Origin of the sequence: Micromonospora deserti (assembly GCF_003236335.1) — a bacterium.
Lineage (GTDB): Bacteria > Actinomycetota > Actinomycetes > Mycobacteriales > Micromonosporaceae > Micromonospora > Micromonospora deserti.
Map to the genome: position 1 here is coordinate 26,994 of NZ_POUB01000013.1, position 22,894 is coordinate 49,887.

At 72.4% G+C, this 22,894-nt stretch carries 14 protein-coding genes and 2 pseudogenes; 5 read left to right on the forward strand and 11 right to left on the reverse strand.

Annotated elements, in window-relative coordinates; translation table 11 throughout:
- Nucleotides 1-98: 98 nt before the first annotated feature.
- From C1I99_RS03920 to C1I99_RS03940, 5 genes are all read right to left on the reverse strand, one after another.
- Nucleotides 99-1,322, reverse strand: coding sequence for a bifunctional RNase H/acid phosphatase (locus tag C1I99_RS03920; RefSeq protein ID WP_111132766.1), 1,224 nt, complete (start codon nt 1,320-1,322; stop codon nt 99-101).
- A gap of 3 nt (nt 1,323-1,325) precedes the next feature.
- Nucleotides 1,326-2,063, reverse strand: coding sequence for a zinc ribbon domain-containing protein (locus C1I99_RS03925; RefSeq protein ID WP_111132767.1), 738 nt, complete (start codon nt 2,061-2,063; stop codon nt 1,326-1,328).
- Nucleotides 2,053-2,889: a Nif3-like dinuclear metal center hexameric protein gene (locus tag C1I99_RS03930; protein WP_199561933.1), complete on the reverse strand. Its 837-nt coding sequence runs from the start codon at nt 2,887-2,889 to the stop codon at nt 2,053-2,055. The genes C1I99_RS03925 and C1I99_RS03930 overlap by 11 nt, the downstream gene beginning before the upstream one ends.
- A 148-nt stretch (nt 2,890-3,037) precedes the next feature.
- Nucleotides 3,038-3,619: a flavoprotein gene (locus C1I99_RS03935; protein ID WP_111132769.1), complete on the reverse strand. Its 582-nt coding sequence runs from the start codon at nt 3,617-3,619 to the stop codon at nt 3,038-3,040.
- 16 nt (nt 3,620-3,635) lie between these two features.
- On the reverse strand, nt 3,636-4,865 hold the full coding sequence (locus tag C1I99_RS03940) for a helix-turn-helix domain-containing protein (protein WP_111132770.1): 1,230 nt from the start codon (nt 4,863-4,865) through the stop codon (nt 3,636-3,638).
- A 240-nt stretch (nt 4,866-5,105) separates the two neighbouring features.
- On the opposite strand from C1I99_RS03940, the gene C1I99_RS03945 reads away from it, so the two are divergent.
- Complete coding sequence (locus C1I99_RS03945; RefSeq protein ID WP_199561932.1) at nt 5,106-5,786, forward strand: bifunctional DNA primase/polymerase; 681 nt, start codon at nt 5,106-5,108, stop codon at nt 5,784-5,786.
- Between the two features lie 377 nt (nt 5,787-6,163).
- Here C1I99_RS03945 and C1I99_RS03950 read toward each other — a convergent pair whose 3' ends face one another.
- A complete protein-coding gene (locus tag C1I99_RS03950; protein WP_158553953.1) occupies nt 6,164-10,009 on the reverse strand; it encodes a golvesin C-terminal-like domain-containing protein in 3,846 nt (1,281 codons plus the stop codon).
- Between the two features lie 242 nt (nt 10,010-10,251).
- Nucleotides 10,252-10,698: a DUF2690 domain-containing protein gene (locus C1I99_RS34945; RefSeq protein ID WP_369122438.1), complete on the reverse strand. Its 447-nt coding sequence runs from the start codon at nt 10,696-10,698 to the stop codon at nt 10,252-10,254.
- Nucleotides 10,699-11,153: 455 nt separating this feature from the next.
- Here C1I99_RS34945 and C1I99_RS03960 point away from each other — a divergent pair, with 455 nt between their 5' ends.
- Nucleotides 11,154-15,059 carry an nSTAND1 domain-containing NTPase gene (locus C1I99_RS03960; RefSeq protein ID WP_111132774.1) on the forward strand — a complete coding sequence of 1,302 codons (3,906 nt, stop codon included), beginning with the start codon at nt 11,154-11,156 and terminating at the stop codon, nt 15,057-15,059.
- A gap of 580 nt (nt 15,060-15,639) precedes the next feature.
- Nucleotides 15,640-15,897, forward strand: a complete 258-nt coding sequence (locus tag C1I99_RS03965) for a DUF3040 domain-containing protein (RefSeq protein ID WP_111132775.1) — start codon at nt 15,640-15,642, stop codon at nt 15,895-15,897.
- A gap of 42 nt (nt 15,898-15,939) precedes the next feature.
- Here the strand turns inward: C1I99_RS03965 and C1I99_RS03970 are convergent, their stop codons facing one another.
- The 3 genes and pseudogenes from C1I99_RS03970 to C1I99_RS35140 all read right to left on the reverse strand — a co-directional run.
- Nucleotides 15,940-16,860: an SWIM zinc finger family protein gene (locus C1I99_RS03970; protein ID WP_111132776.1), complete on the reverse strand. Its 921-nt coding sequence runs from the start codon at nt 16,858-16,860 to the stop codon at nt 15,940-15,942.
- Nucleotides 16,857-19,013: pseudogene (locus C1I99_RS35135) on the reverse strand (DEAD/DEAH box helicase); the annotation flags it as partial. The gene C1I99_RS03970 and the pseudogene C1I99_RS35135, both read right to left, overlap by 4 nt.
- Nucleotides 19,014-19,081: 68 nt before the next feature.
- A pseudogene (locus C1I99_RS35140) lies at nt 19,082-20,300 on the reverse strand (ATP-dependent helicase); the annotation flags it as partial.
- A gap of 64 nt (nt 20,301-20,364) precedes the next feature.
- Here C1I99_RS35140 and C1I99_RS03980 point away from each other — a divergent pair.
- Both C1I99_RS03980 and C1I99_RS03985 read left to right on the forward strand, forming a co-directional pair.
- Nucleotides 20,365-21,237 carry a carbohydrate kinase family protein gene (locus tag C1I99_RS03980; protein ID WP_111132778.1) on the forward strand — a complete coding sequence of 291 codons (873 nt, stop codon included), beginning with the start codon at nt 20,365-20,367 and terminating at the stop codon, nt 21,235-21,237.
- Between the two features lie 68 nt (nt 21,238-21,305).
- Nucleotides 21,306-21,512 (forward strand): DUF8847 domain-containing protein, encoded by a 207-nt coding sequence (locus tag C1I99_RS03985; protein WP_111132779.1) that lies wholly within the window; start codon nt 21,306-21,308, stop codon nt 21,510-21,512.
- A gap of 12 nt (nt 21,513-21,524) precedes the next feature.
- Here the strand turns inward: C1I99_RS03985 and C1I99_RS03990 are convergent, their stop codons facing one another.
- Nucleotides 21,525-22,673 (reverse strand): polysaccharide pyruvyl transferase family protein, encoded by a 1,149-nt coding sequence (locus C1I99_RS03990; protein ID WP_111132780.1) that lies wholly within the window; start codon nt 22,671-22,673, stop codon nt 21,525-21,527.
- Nucleotides 22,674-22,894 lie beyond the last annotated feature (221 nt).

Sequence of the window (22,894 nt, forward strand, 5' to 3'; positions counted from 1 at the left end):
CCCACCTGCGCCGAGCGGCACCCGACCACGCGCACGCGGAAGGGAGACACGGACAACACGGTCATTCTTCGTGGACCGGCCACCCGGTACGGGACAGATCAAAGGCCGGTGAGGTGGGCGGTGTCGTTGACCGAGCGGACCGCGACACCGCCGTCGGGCCACAGGTCCACCACGGAGATGCCGGCCGCGTCCAGGAAGAGCCGGTGCAGGAGGCCGTCGCCGGCGGCGAGGGCGTCGCGCAGCATCAGCTTGATCGGCGACACGTGCGAGACCACCACGACGGTCTCCCCCGGGTACGCCTCGCGCAGCCCGGCCACCGCCCGGCGGCTGCGCTCGGCCACCTCGGCGAACGACTCGCCGTCGGGCGGGGCGACCCGGGTGGAGGCGAGCCAGGCGTCCATCTCGCCCGCCCACCGCTCGCGGACCTCGGCGAACGTACGCCCCTCCCAGGCCCCGAAGTCGCACTCGATGAGGTCGTCGTCGCGGCGCACCGGCACGTCGCCGAGCGCCCCGGCGATCGCCTCCGCGGTCGCCGTACAGCGGGCCAGCGGGGAGCTGACCACGGCCGCGACGGCCGGGGCCAGCGCGGCCACCCGGGCGCCGGTGGCCCGGGCCTGGGCCCGGCCGCGCTCCGACAGTGGCACGTCGCCGCGGCCGGAGTAGCGCCGCTGCTCGGTGTACTCCGTCTCGCCGTGCCGGACCAGGATCAGCCGGGTCGCGGTGAAGCTCGGCCGGGGCTCCCAGGAGGCGGGCGCCGTCGCCGGGTCGGTGCCGGTGGTGCGCTCGGTCGCCGCGCGGACGACCGCCTCGCGGGCCTGCGCCTGGGCCGCCGGGTCGGGGCCGGCCACCTGGCGCGGGGGCTCCACCACCCGGGGCGGCTCCACGGCGGCCCGGGCCGCCGGGGCCTTACCGGCGGCGACGTCCATCGCCGCGTTCGCGAGGGCGTCGGCGTGCCGGTTGCGTTCCCGCGGGATCCAGCTGAACCGGACCGCGGCGAAGCGCGCCACCAGCCCGGCCGCCTGCGCGGCGAGGGGCCGCAACCCCGGGTGCTTGATCTGCCAGCGGCCGCACATCTGCTCGACCACCAGCTTGGAGTCCAACCGGGCCTCGACCTCGGACGCGCCCAGCTCGGCGGCGGCCTCCAGCCCGGCGATCAGCCCCCGGTACTCGGCGATGTTGTTGGTGGCCACCCCGATCGACTCGGAGCGTTCGGCGAGCACCTCGCCGGTCTCCGGGTCGCGGACCACCGCGCCGTAGCCGGCTGGGCCCGGGTTGCCCCGGGACCCGCCGTCGGCCTCGACGACGACCACGCGCGGCGCCATCGGCTACAGGCCGGACTCGTTGGTCCGCACCATGATCCGGCGGCACTCCTCGCAGCGGACCACCTCGTCGGGCGCCGCCTTGCGGATCCGGGCCAGGTCGGCGCCGGAGAGTTCCAGCCGGCAGCCGCCGCACCGGCTGGCGGTGAGCAGCGCCGCGCCGAGCCCGCTCTCCTCGCGGATCCGGTCGTAGAGGGAGACCAGGTCCGCCGGGAGGTCGGCGGCGAGCGGCCGGCGGGCGCTCCGCTTGAACTCCTCCTCCTTGCCGATCTCGGCCAGGGCGTCGTCGCGGCGCCGCTCGGTGGCCGCCCGCTTCTCCCGGGCCTCGGCCAGCCGGCGCTCGACCCCGTCCAGCGCGGCCTGCGCGGTCTCCCGCTGCTCCATCAGCTCCAGCTCGGCGTCCTCCAGGTCGCCCTGGCGGCGGTTGAGCGAGACCAGTTCGTGCTGCAACGCCTCCAGCTCCCGGGCCGGGCCGGTGCCGGCGGCGAGCCGGGCCTCGTCCTTGCTCTTGCGGGCCCGGACCTGGTCGATGTCCTTCTCCAGCCGGGCGATGTCCCGGTCCAGATCGTCGACCGCCACCTGGGCGCGTACCCGCTCGTCCTCCAGCGCGGACAGCTCCCGGGCCAGCGCCTCCAGCTCGGCCCGCTCGGGCAGCGCACGGCGGCGGTGGGCGAGCTGGGCGAGGGCGGTGTCGATCGCCTGGAGGTCGAGCAGGCGGCGCTGGACCTGCGGGTCAGCCTTCACGTCGGGGCTCCTTGTCGTCCGCTGCCGGCGAGGCGGCGTGTACGGTCCACGGATCGGTGTCCAGGTCGGACACGAGGGTCTCGACACCGGGCGCCTCCCGCAGGTGGGCGGCCAGATCGTCCAGCCAGGGTCGCTCGGTCGCCCAGTGGGCAGCGTCGAGCAGGGCGGGGCCGTCGGCGGCGAGGTGCTCGCCGGCCGGGTGGTGGCGCAGGTCGGCGGTGAGGTAGGCGTCCGCGCCGGCCGCGGTCGCGTCGGCGAGGAAGCCGTCCCCCGATCCGCCGCTGACCGCGAGGGTACGCACTGTACGCCGGGGATCGCCGGCGGCGCGGACCCCCCACGCCGTGGGGGGCAGCACGGCGGCGGCGTGCCGGGCCAGCTCGGCGAGGGTCATCGGCTCAGGCAGCTCACCGATCCGGCCGATGCCCCGGCCGGCGCCGTGCGCCGCCGACCCGGGCGCGGGCCGGTGCAGCGGGCGCAGCCCGGCCAGCCCGAACCGGGCGGCGAGGGCGTCGGAGACGCCGGGGTCGGCCACGTCGGCGTTGGTGTGCGCGACGTAGAGCGCCACATCGGCCTTGATCAGCTGGTGGACGATCCGCCCCTTGTACGTCGTCGGGGCCACCGAGGAGACCCCGCGCAGCAGCAGCGGGTGGTGGGCGACGATCATGTCGACGCCGGCGGCGAGGGCCTCGACGACCGTCCCGGGCACCACGTCGACCACGCAGAGGACCCGGCGTACCGGCGCGCGCGGCTCGCCGAGTACCAGCCCGACCCGGTCCCACTGCTCCGCCCAGGCCGGCGGGTAGCGCCGCTCCAGCTCGGCCACCACGTCGGCGACGGTCGGCAGAACTGCGCTTGTGCTCACGGCGGGCCAGCTTACCGGCGCGGGCCGTGGCCGGGGGCGTCGCCACCCGAAGCCGCGGCGCCACCGTCGGTTCGCCGTCGCCCCCGCAGCGGCGTTCCGCGGGGGGCGGTGCTCAGGCCGCGGCGGGGCCGACCGGGCAGAGCCGGTCCCGTACCGCGGCCAGGCCGATCCCCCACGGGAAGGTGTGCAGGTGGCGCTCGCCGGTGCCGGGCGGGTGCAGCGGCACGACGTGGTCGCCGAAGAGCACGGTCACCCCCCACTCGACCAGCCGGGCCAGCCCTGCCCGGAAGGCCGGGTGGGCGGCCATCGCCACGTTGGTGTACGGCACCGCCACCAGCGGCACGCCCATGCCCTGCGCCTCCACCAACAGGCCCAGGGCGAGTGTGTCGGTGATCCCGGCCGCCCACTTGTTGACCGTGTTGACGGTCGCCGGGCAGACGATCATGGCATCGGCCGGCGGCAGCACGTCCGGGTCGCCCGGGTTCTTGTAGTGCGTGCGCACCGGGTGGCCGGTCTGGCGGGCCAGCGCGGTGCGGTCGACGAACTTGGCGCCGTCCGGCGTGGTGACCACGCAGACCTGCCAGCCGTCCTGCTGGGCCAGTTCGACGAGCCGGCCGACGTGGCGGGCCAGCGGCGAACCACAGGCGATCACGTAGAGCACCTCACGGCGCTCGTTCGGGTGCGGGCCGGTCATCAGGCCGACTCCGCGCTCATACCCCTACTCCCATGTGCTCAGCCAACTCCGCGATCGGAGAAGGCGGCGCACCACGTGTGCGACGCAGGATGTCGGACATCACCTCGTGGGCGATCGGCCGGCAACGGATCTCCGACGGGGCCAGCCGGTCGCCGCGTAGCAGCATCTCACCGGCGTTGGCCACGTCGCCGATCTGGGCGAAGCCCCGTGCGATGTCGAGCAGGTGGTGGGCCCGCCGCTCGGGCAGCAACGCGTTGAACGACGGCTCCTGGATGCACTGCTGGTGGACCTCCACCGCCCGGCCGCCGTCGCCCAGCTCGACCGCCGCGGCCGCCCGGTGCAACTCCAGGTTGGTCGGGCCGAACGAGGTCCAGTAGTGGTTCTGGTCGCCGCCGAGCAGGATGGCCGCCTCCTGGGCACCGTTGATGAGGTCGTCCACGGTGGCCGAGTCGCCGATCCGGGCGGCGGCCATCGCGCCCTGCAACAGCAGCATCCCGTACACCGACAGGCGCGCCGGCGAGGCGTCGTTGCCACCCCCGGGGGCGAGCCGGTTGGCGATGGTGACGTTCAGTTCGAGGGCGGGGCGGGCCCGGCCCATCGCGACCAGGGCGTTGCAGACCCGGGTGGTGGCGATGCCGGCGAGCAGCGGGTCGTCGGCGCGCTGGGCGACGGCCATCGACCGGTCGGCGGCCAGCCAGGCCAGGTCGCACTCGCCCAGCTTGCGCAGCACCGAGGAGGCGATCTGGTAGACCTGCCCGAGCAGGTGGGCCGCCTCGCGGGCCTGGTCGCCGCGGTAGCCGGCGTCGGCGGCCTGCGCGTCCCGCAGCAGCTTGGGCAGGGCCCGGGTGAGCATGCCGTAGCGGCCGTACTGGTAGGTGAGCCAGGCGTGGTTGACGGCCTTGCGCATGTCGGTCAGCGGGGGCGGGTACGGCGCCGCGTCGAAGTAGGCGCTCATCGAGTCGTACCGCTCCAGGGCGGCCCGGATCTCCTGGACCTCGACCTGGTCGATGCAGTTCAACGCGTCGGTACGCCGCTCCGGGTCCTTGCCGAGCAGCAGTTGCACGTCGACCTGGAGGATGTCGGCGATCTCGTAGACGACGGAGAACTTGTCCAGCCGGCGCACCCCGCGCTCGACCTTGTCCACCCAGCTCTTCGACTTGCCCAACCGGTCCGCGAAGACCTGCTGCGACATCTTGCGCCGCCCGCGCCAGTAGGCGACCCGCCGCCCAATGGGTAACTCGTCCATCTCCCCATCCCTCCCCTGGGCTGGCGCCCCGACCGGGCGGCCGAAGCGGTCGGCGCGGACGCGGCACTCCCGCGGTCTCAGGTTTTCGCTGGTCGCACAGCCTGTACGTCAGCCATACAGCCAGTTCTCGTAGTTTTCGTGCAAGTTGCATCAGCCGTTCGTCAACTCAACGATCGCGGGTTACGGCAGTGACGGTGCTCGACATGGGACCTGGGCGCCGACCGGGTCCGGCGAGGGGAGATGGCACACATGTGGGGGAATGTCGGACCGCGCGTCGCGCAACTGTCGCCATTGGAGCGGGTGCGGCTGCGCCGGGTCGCCGTGCGGTACGCGGTGCACGGCTGGGCGGTCACCCCGGGCGCGTGCCTCGCCCGCAGCCGCTTCGTCTGCGGCCGGGCCGGCTGCCCGACGGTCGGCTGCCACCCCGCACTGGAGAACTGGGAGCACGCGGCGAGCGCCGACCCGGCCCGGGTGGCCACCTGGTGGCGGACTCGGCCGCACGGCGTGCTGCTGCCCACCGGCCGGGCGTTCGACGTGCTGGAAGTGCCCGCGCACCTCGGCCGGCAGGTCCTGGACGCGGTGGGGACCCACCCCGCGGGCGTCGGCGTACGCGGGCCCGTGCTGGTTACCCCGACCGGACGCTGGATGTTCCTGGTCCGCCCGGGCGACCCGCTCCGGCCCGAACTGGACCACTGCTTTCACGTGGTCCGGCACGGTCCCGGCTCGTGGATCCCGGCGCCCCCAACCCGGCTGCCCGAAGGCACGGTCCGCTGGGCGGTCGCCCCCGAGCAGGCCCGCTGGCAGCTGCCCGACTCCTACCTGGTGCAGAACACGCTGATCGACGCGCTGCGGGACAGCGGGGTGACCCTCACCTCCGACCTGCTCCCCGGGCACCTGCCGCTGCCCCGCCGGGGGATGTGAGTCGCGGGGCAGCGACGCCCGGCGGTGGCTGCTCGTTGAGCAGACCGAGAGCGCGCAGGGCGCCAGGAGCGGGGGTTCCATGTCCACCGACGACACCACGCGCCAGCCAGACGGCGCCGAGCCGCCCCGGCAGGGCAGGCCGCGACACCGCTGGGCCGGCACCCGACCGGCCGGTTCCCGCCCGGGCCGGCCCCGGCCCGCCGGCTCCCGCCCCGCCGGCACCCACCGGTCGATCCGGTGACCCCGCCGGACCGGGTCAACCGAGCGCGAGCCGGGTGGCGTTACCGACCGGCTCGCCGCCCTCGACGGTGACGAGCCGGCCGCCGTCCGGGTCTACGACGCCGAACATCATGATCAGTTTATGTGCGGCTGCCGTACTACAAGCCCATCGAGAGCAGGGTGGCTTCGAACGCTCGGGCATACAGCCCGGCGCCGGCGATATTCGGGTGAATCGACTGCTGGGAGGGCCGGGGCCCGGGCTTCTCGCCCTCCGTCTTCTCCAGGATGATCCTGTGGATGGCCTCGGCGGACTCACCGGCCGCCGTGCAGGCACCTCGGTTCAGGAACGCGATCCGCGGGTCGGCCATCTCCGCCGGGATGCCCTCAAGCGTCCTGAGCGATCGGGCGATGTCGAGTAGTTCATCGTTCATGAGTGCGACCATGTCGTGGATCCAGGCGATCTCCTCGGGCTCCAGAGTGTTGAGACAGTAGGCGGTGGGGCTGATTCCGTCGAAGAGACGGGGATAGCCCATCAACACTATCTTCGCTTTCGGGGCCGCCTCGTGGATATTCCGCACGACCTTCCGGACAGACTCCTTCACGTCGCCGGATATCCGTTTTCGGGTTGCCGCATCGAGCGGCTCACCATCGTCCTGGTACGTGGTGGCGTGACATTTGGCGTGAGTGATGCAGTGGATGAGGACATCCACGAACCGTGCATCGTTGCCGCCGATCGAGAAGGTCACAAGGGTGGTGTTCTCGTCCAGGAATCCCTTGTCGAACTGGGACAGTTCGCGGTGCTGGCCCTGCCCGTATTCCCCGAACTCGTTTGCGACGCCGGGCGGCAGCATATTTTCGGTCTCCGCGCCCGAGCAGGCGATGAAGTGGAAGTCCATGCTGGCGTCCCAATCGTCCGCACGGTATCCGATGGAGCGTGCGCTGTCGGACAGCTTGGCCTGGCGTGACCAGGAGTGAAGCGACCGGTGGCAGCCATTCCGGTAGTCGGGGTTGCCGTCGCCGTTGTCGTTTGTTTCCCGGTAGTAGTCAAGGTGCGGATGTTGGGCGGCGCCCTCCCCGGCGGAGAACGAGTCGCCCATCGCGACGATCTGATGCCTGGGCTTGCCCGGCAGCGGCTGAAACGCGACCGCATCGAAGGCCACGTTCTCGCGGGCGCCGCCGATCTGGTCGACGTTTGTCAGGGACACCTTCGGCGTGCCGGCGAACTTGAACGCCCCCAGTGGCACCCACGTGTGCGCCTTTGTCTTCTGCGGCACGGCGCGGGTCTTGGTTATCCCGTCGCCCAGATGCACTGTGTACGGCGCCTGCTGGGTGCGCGCGCCATGGTCGGGCATGTGGACCAGGACCCGCATCCATCCGTTGACCTGCTGGTTTAGCGTCCAGGTGCCTTCCACCTGCATGACCCGGGCGCGGTCTTCCTCGTGCACCCGATTGTGCGCGAACCAGAAATGCCCGTGGTACCCGCCGCCGATCTGGTGGAAGTCCACCTTGCTGCGGTAGTAACCCTCCGCGTCGGCGCTGAACCGCAGGCCGAATGTGCCGGCGTTGCTGGTCGCGCGGCTGCAGCCCGGCCGCACGATCGGCACCGAGTCAGGCACGTCGTCGATCACGAGTGCGTTCGCGGGTAGCCCGTAGGTCGAACAGGCCGGTGCGTAGTTCTCCACCCCCGGCGGCTCCGGATCGCCGGGTTTGTATGCGAGCCGCTCCGTTCCACATCCCCCGTAAGAACACAACTTCCAAAAGTTGCTCCAGTGCCACCAGCAGTGGAAGTCCGGATGCAGGCACGGTTGGCTGTAGACGGCGTTGCAGTGGTTATCCGTCATTCCGCCGTACTGGCAGAACCTGTCGGGCGGCGGTTTGACGCTGGCTCGATGCCCGTCGGTGGACCAGGTGGCCCACTTGTAGCCGCCCGAATACGAGCCGTCGAGTTCATACTTGATGATGGGGTGAGCCGCCCAGCCCATCACCTTCTCCGGGTATGGCCAGTGTTGCGGGTGGCGCGCGTCGTCGTAGTGAGGTTTACCGGTGCCGTCGTCCAAAAACCCCGTCCGGTTGCGGGGGTAGAGTTCTCTGGCCGGGTTGTTGGTCCAGCCGAGACCCCAGTTACCTTCGCCGTCCGTGCAGTTCGGACCGGGGGTGCACCCCGAGGTGTTCCCCGTGTTGGCCTGTGGGTTCACGCCCGAGTTGTAGGCCCAGACGGCGGCGAACCAGTTCTCTATGTACTGCGGGTCGCCGTCGTCGATGACGATTCCGGCATCGTAAAGCTGGTTCCACTTCTTGTGAAGGATCTGCAGTCCGGCCGCGATGTTGGTCGCGTAGTCCATCGCGATGGCCCGCTTCTCGTTGGCTGTGGGCTTGGCGGCATCACGCCGCATCCCGTCTGTGACCTGCGCGACGCCGTATCCGCAGTCGGAGCGACTCCAGTCAATCTTGAAGTAGTCGACGCCCGGGTTGGAGTACGTCAGCCCGTAGAAGTTGCCCACGAGGGGATTCCCCGTCACCCCTGGCAGCGCTCGTCCCGTGGCCTGCCACAGGTTCGACTCCTGGGCAAGGATGCCCAGCATCACCTGCGCCGGAACCCGCCCTCCGCCCCGCAACGGGGGCGCTTTGAACATCGCCTGCGGCTGCCACGGCCCGGCGACGCCCGACTTCTTCCAGTTGTCCGGCCGGGTGATGTACAGGGCGTCCTGCACGGCCAGGTTGGCCGCCCACTCCACCTGCTTCCAATGCGGCTGGTACACCTGGGTTCGCGCGTCGTTGCGGGGCACGGCGCAGGTGCGGTCCTCGTCGACAGGGTTCGTCGCCGACGCGGACTCGGTCGACTCCTGCCCGCCACCGGAGGGCAGCGCGGGACTTGGTGCGGCACCCTGAGCGAGGTATCGAGCCGGACGCTCGCCGGGGAATACCATGAACCCAACGCTGCGGTCGGTCTCGGTCGCCGTGGCCCTCAACCGCACCGGCATCGCGGCATCGGGTCGCGCCGCAACCACCCCAGGCTGGGCCCGGTCACCAGGCGCGGGCACCACGTGGTCGAACACCAGCGCGCCGTGGGTGGACACCTCAGCGTCGGCGTTCGCGGGAATCTGGGTGACCCGCGCCGGCAGCGCTCGTGACTTGCGCGCGTCCCCGGTGATGAACACTCGGCCATGGGTGCCCGGAGTGACGTTGACGTTCGTGATCGGGCCGCGAGCGAACTCGACGGTGCGGCCGCCATGATGCCCGTACACCACCGCGTCGTCACCGTCCTGGCGCATGAACACCAGGCCGCCGCGGGCGTCCGGGTGCATCCGGAACGCCGCGCCCTTGACCAGCGTTTCACGCTTGCCGGAGGGATGGACCGCGACCAGACCGTCCTCTGTGACGGTCACGATGCGTTCACCCACCGGCACAGCGGACGTGGCGTCGCCGCGCAACTCGGCCTTCCACCCGATGCGGCCGGTGGCGGTGTCCAGCCAGTGCAGCCGAGTGCGCCCCACCCGGTCGTCGCCGTTCTGCGTCAGCACGGCTTCCTCACCCGTCCCACAGCCTGGATTGAAATATGCCAGGCTGACTCCCAGACCGAGCTTGCGCACCTTCCCCGACGCGATGTCGACCACCGCCGCGAACGCGCCGTGGGTGAACAACTCCGGCCGGTTGGTGAACTGGCGCGGGGCGTACGCGACGACAGCGCGCTTGCCCGAGCCGGTCAGGCACACATTGCCGATCCAGCGGTCTGTGTCGAACCCGGGCTCCCACAAGCTGGCAACGGTCCGCCACGCGTACCCGGACCTCGCCTCGGCCACAAGCAGATGGAAGCCCGTGGAATCCCCGGCGGTCGTCCATGCCAGGTCATTGGAGGACCGCCAACCGTGCGGCAGAACTCGATCCCGGTCGGCCGGCTCCACAGACGACCCCAACTCCACCGCATCTGAGTTCTGTGCACTCGTGGCAGCGGCGACAGAACCTCCCTCCGGGTTCGGCATGCCCGAAACCAAGGTGAGCGTCAACATAATGACGGCAGGGACCGCGTTCAGCCTTCCGGATGTCCGGATCCACACACGAGAACGCATCGTCATACCCCAATTGACCTGAAAGAGATATCGTTCAACGTTGAATCTCATTGTTCGGCCCGCGACACCCTGGGAATCTGCGCGGCGCCACGGACCGACGGGCCGGCGAGTCAGCCGCGGTCATCGCTGACTCACCAGCCCCGGAACTCAGCGCCTACACGCGGTTGACAACGCGAGTGCTAGCCAAACCAGGTGGTCCTCTTCGTTCCACCGGGCCATGTCAACTCCGCACGGTGACGGTCGTCGGCGGTATTGAGCAGCATCGTCGTCCACTGGCGGCTTACGCAGTCGGCACTGACGGTCTTACTCCCCGTGCTATGCGTTGCCCAGCCATACGGAGTCCACAGCTGGCGCCTGACGGTGAGCTTCTCGCTCCATGTCCAGCAGTTGGGCCCGAAGGAGTTGTTGTTGACATATAGAGCCCACATAGCCCTACAGGCCTTGGACCTGACAAGACTCAAGGACCGATACCCCTCATCGAAGTAGATCGACCTGACTCTTTCGCCATCCCTGTCGCACCCGGTAGTGCGCGGGCTCTTGCCGACACAACTGGTGCCGGAACAGGTCGCCGCCTGGGCCGGCGTCGACGTAACAAAAACGACCGCGAAACTGGCCAGCAACATCATCGCCACAGCCGCAATCGCCTGTGGGACCTTCTTCTTCACCACGTACCTCCAGTTATAGCTACCGACAACGGTGGCGCCTGCCGAGATCCCAACCCAGCACGTCAGCCGCCGCTCCTGATTGGCCTAGCCAGACGGCTGACCTGAAGCCACGAAGAAGGGCTCCCGCCGCGGGCCCCTGTCCGTCGGTAGCCAGTTGGAGCTCCCCGTCGTGCGAGCTGGTTTCATTAGCTGGACCTCACAACCATCGGATGCGGTTTACGGAGCGCACAACATCCGACGAGGGTCTCGCACGATCTCGCACAGGCACTGGGGAGCCAACACGGGCCTCTGGTCGATGATCGCTGGGCCGCGGAAGCGGCCAACCGCCGTAGCGTCAGCTCGGGCAGAATCAGAGATCTCGTCAGCAGCGAGCGACGGTGCATACTCACGGTCAGGCATAGGGGGAGGTAGTTTCGGTGGCCGACGACCTCGCCGACAGCGACAACCAGAGCGCAGAACCGACCAATTTCGTCACCGCAGCAGACCTCGGCGCCGCATTACTAAAGCTGAAGCAACGCTCCGGCCGGTCGCTGCGGCAGCTGGCCGACGCCAGCGGGCTCGGGTTCAGCACCATCAACGGCTACTGCAAGGGTCGGCACCTACCGCAGCAAGGGATCGGCAAGGAGTTCCGTGCGCTGTTGCGCGCGCTCGGGGTCACCACCGACGAGGAGCTCGACGCCTGGGTGGTGGCTGCGGATCGGCTACGGCGGGGGGCCAAAACCGTGGACGCGGCCAACCCGTACCCCGGGCTGCGCCCGTTCGGCACCGACGAAGCCCGGTTCTTCTTCGGGCGCGCCGCGTTGACACGCGAGCTATTCGACAGGGTCGCCGGGCAGGCGGTCGTAGGCGGGCCGCTGGTCGTGGTAGGGCCGTCCGGCGCGGGCAAGTCGTCACTGATCAGGGCTGGGCTCATCCCTGCGGCCGCCGGCGACGGCTGGTCTCCGCTGTTGCTGACGCCGGGGAAATCACCGCTGCACGCGCTGGCCGAGGCATACGCCCCGGAGTGCGGCGGGAGCGCGCAGGAGCTGCACGCCGAGCTGACAGCAGACCCAGCGGCGAGCGCGCGGTTCGCGCGCCGCGCTGGTCGTCGGGTGCTGATCGTTGTGGATCAGCTGGAGGAGATCTTCGCAACCGAAGTCGACGACGCTCAGCGCCGGATGCTGCTCGCGGCTCTGGCGGCAGCGAGCGATAGCAGCGGCGGCGACGGGAAGCCGCAGGTCGCCGTGGTCGTGTTGGGACTGCGCGCGGATTTCTACGACCGCGCCCTGCGCCTGCCGGAGCTGGCGGCCTCGCTCCGGCGGGCGCAGTTGATCGTCCCGCCGATGACGGAGGCCGAACTGCGGGAGGCGATCACCGGGCCTGTCCAGGGCACGGGATGCACGATCGACGGGGCTCTCGTGGAGCGGCTGGTGCGCGACGTGGCCCCGCCTGGCGGGCACCGGACCGGGGTGGCCCACGAGCCAGGCGCCCTTCCCATGCTCTGCCATGCGCTGCGCGGAACCTACGTCCACGCGACGGAGGGCCGGTCCAGCGGCGGCGTCCTGAGCATCGACTCCTACCTGGCGACCGGGGGTTTGGCCGGCGCGATCGCACGCACCGCGGACTCGGTCTACGACGGGCTGACACCAGCGCAGCAGCAGGTGGCGCGACGGCTGTTCCTGAGCATGGTCCACGTCGACGTGGAGATCACGGGGATTGCGCACACCCGCCGCCGCCTCGACCTCGATGCGCTGTTCTCGGCGCGCTCCGACGCCGAGACCGACGACCTGGCCGAGGTGCTGGACACGTTCGTCACGCACCGGCTCCTCACAGCCGACGCCGAGACCGTGGAGATCAGCCACGAGTCCCTGCTTGTGCAGTGGCCGCGGCTGCGCGCGTGGATCGACGAGGCCCGCGAAGGGCTCCGCGTGCACCGCCTCGTCTGCGAAAGGGCCCGTACCTGGACGGCAGGTGGCCGCGACGCGGCCGAACTCGCGCGCGGGCCGCGGCTCGAGGCCATGGAGCCATTGCTGGACGACGCAGGCGCGGGGCCTGCGCTGCTGAGTAACGATGAGCGTGAGTTCCTGACCGCAAGCGTTCGGGCGCGGCGGCGGCGGAACCTGCGATTGCGTCTGCTCGCCATCGTGATGACGGCCCTCGCCCTGCTGGCAACCGCGTTCGCCGGTCTGTTCGCCGCAGCACGTCAGGATGCCGCCGCGGCACGCGACGAGGCGCTGTCCCGGCAGATGGCGGTGACCGCACGGCAACTCGCCACGGATGATCCCGGCATCGCCGTACAACTCGCGATCGCCGGATTCCGGATCGCCCCCACCGCTGACGCTCGCTCCGCGCTGCTCGATCTGGCCGCCGACGGGGTCTCTGCGCGCTACCAGGGCGGCACCGGCTACCCGGCGCTGGCAGTATCGGGTTCCGGCTCGCTCGTCGCCGTCAGCGACGCCCAAGAAGCCGCGACCACGCTGTACCGGCCCTCCGACAGCACGCTCGAACCTGCGGGCCGGATCGAGCTGGCCGGCGGCGGCCTCGACTCCTGGGAGAGCTACGCCCTCGCCCTGACACCCGCCGGTGACATCCTGGCTGCCCAGGACACCACGAACCGCATCGCCCTCTGGGATGTCGCCGACCCTGCCAGACCCCAACGCCTCGGCACCCTGTCCGGGCCCGAGAACGTACAACACTTGGCCATCAACCCGGACGGGACCGAGCTGGCCGCCGTCGGGGAGACCGACAATGTGCACCGCTGGAACATCAGCGATGCGACGGCGCCAGCGGAACTACCCCCGATCGCCGCGGCGGGCAGCCTCCGCAGCATCGCCTACGGACCGCGAGGTGACCTGCTGGCCTTCGGCAACGACACTGCCGTCGTCGAACTGTGGGACCTGACCGGCAAACCGAATCCGATCGCGGAACTGGCCGGCGGGCAGGGACGCGTTTCGACGGTGTCCTTCAGCCCTGACGGCCACCTGCTGGCCGCAGGCACCATGTTCGGGCGTACGGTATCGGCCTGGGATATCACCGACCCCGCCGAACCCGAGCAACTCGAGGTGACCGACTCGAAGTTCGACAGCTGGGTCAACGCAGGTGCGTTCAGCCCGGACGGCACCTTGTTCGTCGCTGCCACCTCCGAATCCGTCGTCCGTGTCTGGGACACCGACACCTGGGAGACCCGCGCTGACCTGCCCCACCCGAACGTGGTGTGGCGCGCCAGCTTCACCAACGACAGCACCCTCGTCACCGCCACTCTCGACGGAACGACACGGGTCTGGGACCTCAACGCGCGCATTCCCACCCAACTCAGCGGACGGGTTTTCAGCACCAAATTCGCATCCCAGAGCGGCGACCTCGCCGCATTCTCCGAAAACGAAGCCACCGTGTGGAAGCTCGATGGATCCTCCACAAGCCTCGACGAACCCGTGCATGTCATCGTCGACCACGACCTCCAATCGATCGGCAACGGAGACATCGCACCGGATGGATCCCTGCTGGCCCGCAGCTACACCACCGGCGACGTTCGGCTCTTCGACCTGGCCGAACCCGGCAAGACGAAACCAGCAAGCACGTTCGGAGCCGACACCGATGGCCTCGTGCAGAACATGGCCTTCAGCCCGGACGGGCGCCTGCTCGCCACCGGCGGCGACGACAGTCAGCTACGGCTGTTCGACGTCACCGATCCACGCCGGCCGCGAAAGATCGCTACGGCCGACGAGCCGGACGGAGCGGTGCTCGGGCTCACGTGGAACGCCGATCAGACCCTGCTCGCGGCCGCTGCCGCCGACCAACGGGTCCACCTGTACGACGTCACCAACCCCGGCGAACCACGTCGGATCGCCGTCCTGGATGGGTTCGACCGCGACCCTCGATGGGGCGCCTTCAGCCCGGACAGTGGGCTCCTGGCGGTCGCGGGCGGGGAAGGGGTCATCAAGCTGTGGGACATCAGCGACCCCCGCGACCCGACCCCCGTCGGCAGACCTATCACCGAGCCCGTCAACGAGGTTCCGGAACTTGTCTTCCTCCCCGACGGGACAACCGTGGCAGCAACAGACGCCAACGGCACGCTCCGGCTCTTCGACGTGACAGACCCGCGAGCGCCGTCACGCTACGCCGCCCTCACACCTTCCGCCGGGCCCGTGCACGCCCTCGATATCCATCCCGGCGGCGAACTGCTCGCGGCAAGCAGCATCGCAGGCGCCGTGCACCTATGGCACCTCAACGTCGACACAGTGACCGACCGAGTCTGTGCAACCATCGGCGACCCCATCACCGAACAAGAATGGCGCACACACCTGCCTGACATCCCATACCAGCCACCCTGCCCGACCAGATAGAGCTGGCTCAGAACCAGCGAGAGCCGCAGCCCCATGTCTGCTGCGGCTGCCGGTTCGCGATGCCCGTCGGCGGTGGGGTGCTGTCGCCCGTCCCATCCGCGGTCGTCCCGCCGTCGACGTGGTGGCACATTCTGGTCGGCCATGTACCAATCCGTTCCTGCTGGCCGCGACGCGTGCGACCGGGTGGTAGCCCGGGCGCGGCGGTTGATGCCGAGGGGGGTTGGTACGGGAAGGTAACCAAGCGGTCAAGGGCGGACAAGCAGCGCCGGAGGCTCCCGGAAGGGCACTTAAGGCAGCGCTGGACGCGCCCGCGCCTGCCCGGATTTCCGCCCCGCCGGGCACGGACCTCCGGAGCAGGGCGGACCCGCCCCGCCGGGGGGTGGACGTAACGTTTCCGGCGCGCGCGACGCCGGACGCGCCGTTCAACAGCGCTGAGCTCGCGTACCGGCCGTCCGCCCGCGGCCCGGGCTGCGGAGCCAAACCCCAGCTGAGGAGCCAAAGTAGGGCCAGCAGAGGTAGCGTGAGCCGCCGCCGCAGCGGGTATGCCGCCGAACCGCTGAACGCTGTGAGGGGAAGGCACATGCTCAGCAAAGAGGATCAGCGCAGGTTCGAGCAGATCACCCGTCACCTCCGGGAGAGCGACCCGGCGTTCTTCGCCCGGCTCGACCACCGGGCCCGGGCCCGCCGCAGCCGCTGGCTGATGCTGTTGACCATCGTGCTGTGGGCCTCGCTGCCGGCGATGACGGTGCTGGCCGGACGGCTGGCCGGGGCCATCTGTGCGGTGGTGCTGGTGGCCAACGCCGCGCTCATGTGGCGGTTCCGCCGACGCTGGCTGTGACCCGCCGCCGGCGCGGCGCCACCCGCCACCCGGCGGCCGGCGTCACCGCCCCAGAAGCCGGTACGCCCGGCGCAGCCGTTCGAGCAGACCGGGCCCGCCGATCGCCGGGGCCGGTGCCCCCAGCTGCCGCAGCAGCAGGTCCGGCCCGGTCGCCAGGTTGGGCGGGCGGTCCGGCAGCGGCACGGGCGGCAGCCAGAACCGGTCCACCGCCTCGGCCAGCGGGGCCGGGGGCAGCCCGGCGAGCGCCCGCGCGGCGCCGGCGGGCGGCGCGTCCACGGTGGCGTCACCGGCCGGTGAGCCGGGTGCGTCCACGGTGGAGGCGAGCGCCGCGGCCGGGGCGTCCGGGCCCGCGCCGGCCGGGCCGCCGCGCAACGCGCGCAGCCGGTCCAGCAGCTCGGCGCGGCTGCGGCCGCGCCAGTGCAGCAGCTGGAACGGGTCGGCGTCGAACGCCTCGGCGAGCAGGTAGAAGGTGGCCGCGAGGTGTTTGCACGGTACGGCGAAGTCGGGGCAGCTGCACCGCTGGGCCAGTTCGTCCACCCCGCCGGGGAACAGTGGAGCACCGGCCGCGGCGAACAGCTCCTCCAGCTCCGCCGGCAGGTCGCCGGCGAGCAGCCGGGCGCTGAAGAACGCCTGCCCGGCCAGCTCCTCCTCGACCCGGGACCACAGCTCGGGCGGGAACGCCGACAGCTCGACGCGGACCTGGTACGGCTGGGCTCGGGAGCCCTGCACCACCGCGGTGACCACGCCGGGCCCGACGTCCAGCCGGAGCACCTGGCCGGCCCGCGCGTACGACCGGCCCCGGGTCAGCCGGGTGCCGAGCGCGAACGACTCGAGCACCTCCAGGAAGCGCCGCGACCACCAGGACCGGCCGATGGCGCCCCGGGTGCTGCGGGCCCTCAGTCCACCCTCGACCCGGCGTGGCCGGCCGTAGTCGGCGAACCGGCCGTTGCCCCGGTCGGTCACTCGGCCACCGCCCCGGCCTCCAGGGTGAACAGCTCGCGCAGCTGCGCGGTGGAGAGTTCGGTGACCCACTGCTCGCCGGTGCCGACCACCCGCTCGGCGAGGCTGCGCTTGTCGGCGATCAGAGCGGCCACTTTCTCCTCCACGGTGCCGGCGCAGACGAACTTGCGGACCTGCACCCGGCGGCGCTGGCCGATCCGGAACGCCCGGTCGGTGGCCTGGTCCTCGACCGCCGGGTTCCACCACCGGTCGACGTGGACCACGTGGTTGGCCGCGGTCAGGGTGAGCCCGGTGCCGCCGGCCTTGAGCGACAGGACGAACAGCGCCGGGCCGTCCGGGGACTGGAAGCGGGTGACCATGGTGTCCCGGTCGGCCTTGCCGACCCCGCCGTGCAGGAAGAGCACCTCCCGGCCGAACCGGGCCGACAGGTGCCCGCGCAGCATCCCGCCGAACTCGGCGTACTGGGTGAAGAGCAGCGCCTTCTCCCCCGCCGCGAGCACCTCGTCGAGGATCTCCTCCAGCCGGGCCAGCTTGCCGGAGCGGCCGTCGAGCGGCGAGCCGTCCCGCAGGAGCTGGGCCGGGTGGTTGCAGACCTGCTTGAGTCGGGTCATGGTGGCGAGCACCAGCCCGCGCCGCTCGATGCCGTCACTGGATTCGATCTTCGCCAGCATGTCGTCGACCACCGCCCGGTAGAGCGAGGCCTGCTCGGCGGTGAGGTTGCAGAGCACCTCCATCTCCAGCTTCTCCGGCAGGTCGGAGATGATCGACGCGTCGGTCTTGAGCCGGCGCAGGACGAATGGGCCGGTGATCCGGCGTAGCCGCTCGGCCGCCTCGGCGTCGCCGTGCCGCTCGATCGGCTCGGCGTACTTCTTCTTGAACGTCGCCGCCGGGCCGAGCAGGCCCGGGTTGGCGAACTGCATGATCGACCAGAGGTCGGCGAGGCGGTTCTCCACCGGTGTGCCGGTGACCGCGACCCGGTGCCGGGCGGGCAGTGCGCGGACCGCCTCGGCCTGCCGGGTCGAGGCGTTCTTGATCGCCTGGGCCTCGTCCACCACCACCCGGTGCCAGTCGATGCCGGCGAGGTCGACCGCGTCCCGGGCGGCCACCGTGTAGGTGGTGAGGACCAGGTCCGCCGCGTGCACGGCCGTGGTGAACGCCGCCCCCCGCGCCCGCTCGGCCCCGTGGTGCACGTGTACGCGCAGCCCCGGCGTGAACCGGGCCGCCTCCCGCTGCCAGTTACCCACCAGCGACATCGGACAGACCAGCAGGGTCGGGCCGGCCGACGGCGGGTCACCGGCGAGCAGGGCGAGCAGCTGCACCGTCTTACCCAGCCCCATGTCGTCGGCGAGCACGCCGCCCAGCCCGAGCGACTGGAGGAAGGCCAGCCAGGCCAGCCCCCGCCGCTGGTACGGCCGCAGCGTGCCGCGGAAGCTCGACGGCGGGTCGAGCGGGATGAGCCGCCGCTCGACCGCGCCGGCGAGCAGGTCGCCCAGCGCACCGTCGGCGTTCACCTCCAGCACCGGCAGCGCGTCGGGCTGCTCGGCGTCGGCGAGGCCGAGCCGGAGCAGGTCGGCGACGGTCAGCTCGCCGGCCGACCGGAGCAGCCGCAGGCCGGCGGCGAGCCGCTTCGGGTCCAGTTCGACCCAGCGACCGCGCAGCCGGACCAGCGGGGTCTTCAGCGCAGCCAGCGCCGCCAGCTCCTCGGCCGACAGCGGCTGGTCGCCGAGGGCGACCTCCCACCGGTAGTCCACCAGCGCATCCAGTCCCACGCCCTCCGAGGCGGCGGCCACGGTGCCGGGAGCGGTACGGCTGCGCGCCTGCAACCGGGCGCCGAGCCGCGACGAGGGGCGCCGCCACCACGACGGCAGCAGCACGGCGAAGCCGGCGGCGTGCAGCACCGGGGCGCCCTCGCGGAGGAACCGGTGTGCGCCCTCGACGTCCAGCTCCAACGCCTCGGGCGTGGCGGTGCGCAGGGCGGTGTCCAGCTCCGGCCAGAGCCGGCTGGCCCGGCCCAGCTCGGCCAGCAGCGTCTCCTGCGGGTTGCCGCCCCGGCCGGCCAGGCCGGGGACGGTCTCCGGCGCCCGCCAGACCTGCCCGGCGTCGACGTGCAGGCTGGGCTCGTCGGCGGCCTGCAGCCCGAACTCGACCCGCCACCGGTCGGCGGAGCCCACCGTGGCGGCGGGGTCGGCCGGCACCACGGTGACCGGCTCGACGATCTCCTCGGCGGGCGGCTCGACCAGGCGGAAGCTGGCCCGCACCGAGCCGCCCGCCGCGTCGCGCTGCCAGGCGTCCAGTTCGACGCGGAGGGTGGCCAGCGCGGCCGGGTCGGCGGTGAAGTCTCGCCGCGGCCCGGTCAGCGCGGCCAGCCAGGCTGGTACCGCACCGTTCGAACGGACGCCCCGGGCCAGCGCGGTCTCCGCCAGAGCCGCCCGGACGGCGGCGTCGGTCAGCGCGTCGAGCGCCGCCGCGACCAGCGCACCGGGTGCGTCGACCGGCCACGGGCCACCCGCCACACCGGCACCGCCCGCGGTGGCACCGCCGGCCGCCACAGCACCGCCGGCCGCCACAGCACCGCCGGCCGCCACAGCACCGCCGGCCGCCACAGCACCGCCGGCCGCCACAGCACCGCCGGCCGCCACAGCACCGCCGGCCGCCACAGCACCGCCGGCCGCCACAGCACCGCCGGCCGCCACAGCACCGCCGGCCGCCACAGCACCGCCGGCCGCCACAGCACCGCCGCGCGGCCGGCCGGTGCCGGCCATCGCGACGGCACCGCCCGGTCCGCCGCCCGTCGGCCCGCCGGGGCCGGCGGCGGGCCGGTCGACCGCGGTGACCGCGCGGGCAGCCGGGGGCAGGGCGAGCGCCAGGGACCGGGCCCAACCGGCGTCCGTGCCAGTGAGCAGGGGTCGCCAGACCGCCCGAGCCCGGTCACCACCGGCCGGCGCGTCGGGGCCGGGCGGCGGGTCGGCCAGGCCGGGGAGCACCCGGCCCCGGGCGGCGAGGTCGACCGCGAACCCGGCGAGTTCGGCCAGGTGCCGCAGGGTCGCGCCGGGCACGGCGGCGAGCCCGTCGACGCGGGCCAGCAGGGGCAGCGCGGCGTCCGGGGCGTACACCAGGACCGGAACCCGCCACCCGGCCAGGGTGACCGGACCGCGGACCGGCTCCGCGACGGCGGTGCGGACCAGCTCCGGCGAGTCCACCGGCGAGCCGCCCCGGGTGGGCAGGGTGAGCAGCGCCGAACCGAGGTCGGCCGGCTCCGCCGCCTCGGCGAGCGCGGCGGCCAGCGTGGCGTGGCCGGCGGCGAACGGGTGCGGTCGCTCCCGGGGCGCCCGACCTGGCCGGCGGGGGGCGCGGGCCGGCAGGCCGCTGTCCTCGGCCCAGACGGCGAGCCCGCCACCGCCCTGAGTGCCGCCGGGCAGCCACAGCCCGTGGATGACCAGCACGCGCTCCCCCTCATCGACGCCCGGGCCAAGGATAGGCGGCCCCCGGCCGGCTACCGTCGTCGCCATGTACGACCTGCTCGTGATCGGCGGCCTCGGGGTGGATGTGCGGGTGCGGGTGCCGGCGCTCCCGCTGCCCGCGGCCGACTCCCTCACCGTGGACCCCGTCGAGCTGAGGATCGGCAACACCGGCGCCGGGGTGGCGCTCGCCGCGCACGCGCTCGGGCTCCGCGTGGCGGTGGTCGACGTCGTCGGCGCCGACCCGGCCGGGGACGTGGTGCGGGCGGCGCTGGCCCGGACCGCGGTGCACGCCGTGCTGGCCGACGCGCCGGCTGGCACCCGGCGATCGGTGAACCTGGTCGACCCGGCCGGCCGGCGGATGTCTCTCTACGACCCACGCCCCTGGCGGGGGCCCGCGCCGTTCACCGCGGCGGCACTGGCCGCGCTGGTCCGGGACGCGGCACACGTCCACGTGTCGATCATGGACTGGACGCTGGCCCTGCTGCCCACCCTGCGCGCCGGACTCGCCGGCGGGGCCGGCCTCTCCACCGACCTGCACGACTGGGACGGGGACAACCCCTACCACCGCCCGTTCGCCGAGGTCGCTGACCTGGTCTTCGTCAGCGGGGTCCGGCTGGGCGACCGGGCTGGGGCGGTGGCCGCCGGCCTGGCCCCGCGCACCGTGGTGGTGACCCGGGGCGGGGACGGCGCCGACCTGCACCCCGGTGGTGGCGAGCCGGTGCGGATCCCGGCCAGCACGCCACCCGCACCGGTCGTCGACACCAACGGCGCCGGGGACGCGTTCGTCGCCGGCCTGGTCGCCGCCCGGTCGCGGGGCGCGGCGCTGCCCGACGCGGCGACACACGCCGCCCGGGTCGCGGCCGCCGCCTGCGCCCACGACGGCATGGAGTACCCGCCCGGCCTGCTCCCGCCGCCCTGACCGGCGGGCACCGGTCCGCCGCCCCGCTATCCGCTGCGGGACCGCGCCCACCCGGGCAGGATGGGCGCATGGCATCAACGGTTGAGATCCCCCTGGTCGGAGGCGTGGCCGACGGCGAGACGGTCACCGTCGAGCTGGACCCGAACGGCCGGCCGCCGCTGACCCACCACCACCTCGGCCCCGAAGGGCTGGCCGAGGCGCAGATCTACGAGCTGGAGTCCGTCGGTGCCGACGCCCGCCGCTGGCGGTACTGCTGGCGGGGGCCGGCGGTCTGACCGGACGGCGGCTCAGACGGCGGCCCGGCTCAGCGTCCGGTTGCGCAGGCTCTCCAGCACCGCGCCGGTGACCTGCGAGGTGCCCCGGGCCTCGTCGCAGACCTCGGCCACCCGCCGGGCGGTGGCCTCGGCCCGCCGCTCCCGCTCGTCCCACAGCCGGTCCACCTCGGCCAGCAGCGGGCCCTCGACCTCCCGCTCGACGCCGCGCAGCGCCGGCACGCCGAGCCGCTGGGCCAGGTCGAATACCTTGCCGGCGTACGGCAGCGGCAGGAACGGGGTGCCCACCATCGCGGCGAAGATCAGGAAGTGCAGCCGCATGCCGACCGCCAGGTCGAAGTGGCGCATCAGCCCGAGCACCTGCTGCGGCGAGTAGGTGCCGTGCAGGATCCGGCCCCGCTCGGCGGCGATCATGTGCGACAGCACCCCGTGGGAGTGCCGGATGTCGTCCCGCTCCATCGGCACGAACAGCACGTAGGCGTCGATCCGGTTCACCAGGAAGTCACCGATCTGGGCCAACAACCGGTGGTACCCGTCGACGTCGAGGCGTTCGGCGGCCCGGCCCGGCTCCCGTACGCTCATCCCGACCAGCCGCTTGCCGGCCGGCACCCCCTCCTCCCGCAGCAGGTGTGCCGGGAACTCCTCCGGCTCCAGCAGGAACGCCGGGTCGGCGGTGACCGTGATCGGGTTGATCAGGCCGGCCTCCTCCAGCACCATCCGGGACTCCTGGTCGCGGACCGTCACGTCGACCGCGGCGCCCAGGGTCTCCCGCACCATCCCGGTGTCCACGCCCTCGCTGAGCGGCCCCACCCCCACCGCGTACGTCAGCAGCGGCAGGCCGCGCTCCTGGGCGACCCGGACGACCCGGAGGTAGCGGCGGGCCTCCCGGTCGTACAGGATGCCGCCGCCGCCGAGGATCAGCAGGTCGAGCTCGGCCAGCACCAGCGCTGAGTCGGTCCGGCTGACCCCCTCCCACGGCACCGCCTCCACGTCCGGATGGGCGATCTGGGTGTGCGCGGGGTTGCGGGAGAAGACAATGATCCGCGCGTCCGGCTCCTGTTCCCGCAGATCGCTCAGCAGGCCGGTGAGGATCGCCTCGTCACCGAGGTTGCGACCGCCGTACGAGCCGAGCACACCGATGGTCAGTCCGGCGCCATGCGTCATCCGTCGCTCCTCCCCAGGTGCGTCAACAGCGGTTTTCCCGCTGCACCGGGGAACAGTCCTTGGGCAGCTCAGCCCGGCCCGCCGGTTCGGCACCGGCTCCGCCGCGACCACCGAACCGGGCAGCCGGGACACGACGGCCGAGACCGGTCGCCGACGTCGAACCCGGCGTCGAGGCCACGGTGGCGGCGGGAATCGGACCGGGCGTTGCCCCGGCAACGAGG

Coding starts and splice junctions, on each gene's coding strand:
- C1I99_RS03920 (WP_111132766.1), bottom strand. CDS start 1,322: ATGGCGCCGCGCGTGGTCGTCGTCGAGGCCGACGGCGGGTCCCGGGGC.
- C1I99_RS03935 (WP_111132769.1), bottom strand. CDS start 3,619: ATGACCGGCCCGCACCCGAACGAGCGCCGTGAGGTGCTCTACGTGATC.
- C1I99_RS03940 (WP_111132770.1), bottom strand. CDS start 4,865: ATGGACGAGTTACCCATTGGGCGGCGGGTCGCCTACTGGCGCGGGCGG.
- C1I99_RS03945 (WP_199561932.1), top strand. CDS start 5,106: ATGGCACACATGTGGGGGAATGTCGGACCGCGCGTCGCGCAACTGTCG.
- C1I99_RS34945 (WP_369122438.1), bottom strand. CDS start 10,698: ATGATGTTGCTGGCCAGTTTCGCGGTCGTTTTTGTTACGTCGACGCCG.
- C1I99_RS03965 (WP_111132775.1), top strand. CDS start 15,640: ATGCTCAGCAAAGAGGATCAGCGCAGGTTCGAGCAGATCACCCGTCAC.
- C1I99_RS03980 (WP_111132778.1), top strand. CDS start 20,365: ATGTACGACCTGCTCGTGATCGGCGGCCTCGGGGTGGATGTGCGGGTG.
- C1I99_RS03985 (WP_111132779.1), top strand. CDS start 21,306: ATGGCATCAACGGTTGAGATCCCCCTGGTCGGAGGCGTGGCCGACGGC.
- C1I99_RS03990 (WP_111132780.1), bottom strand. CDS start 22,673: ATGACGCATGGCGCCGGACTGACCATCGGTGTGCTCGGCTCGTACGGC.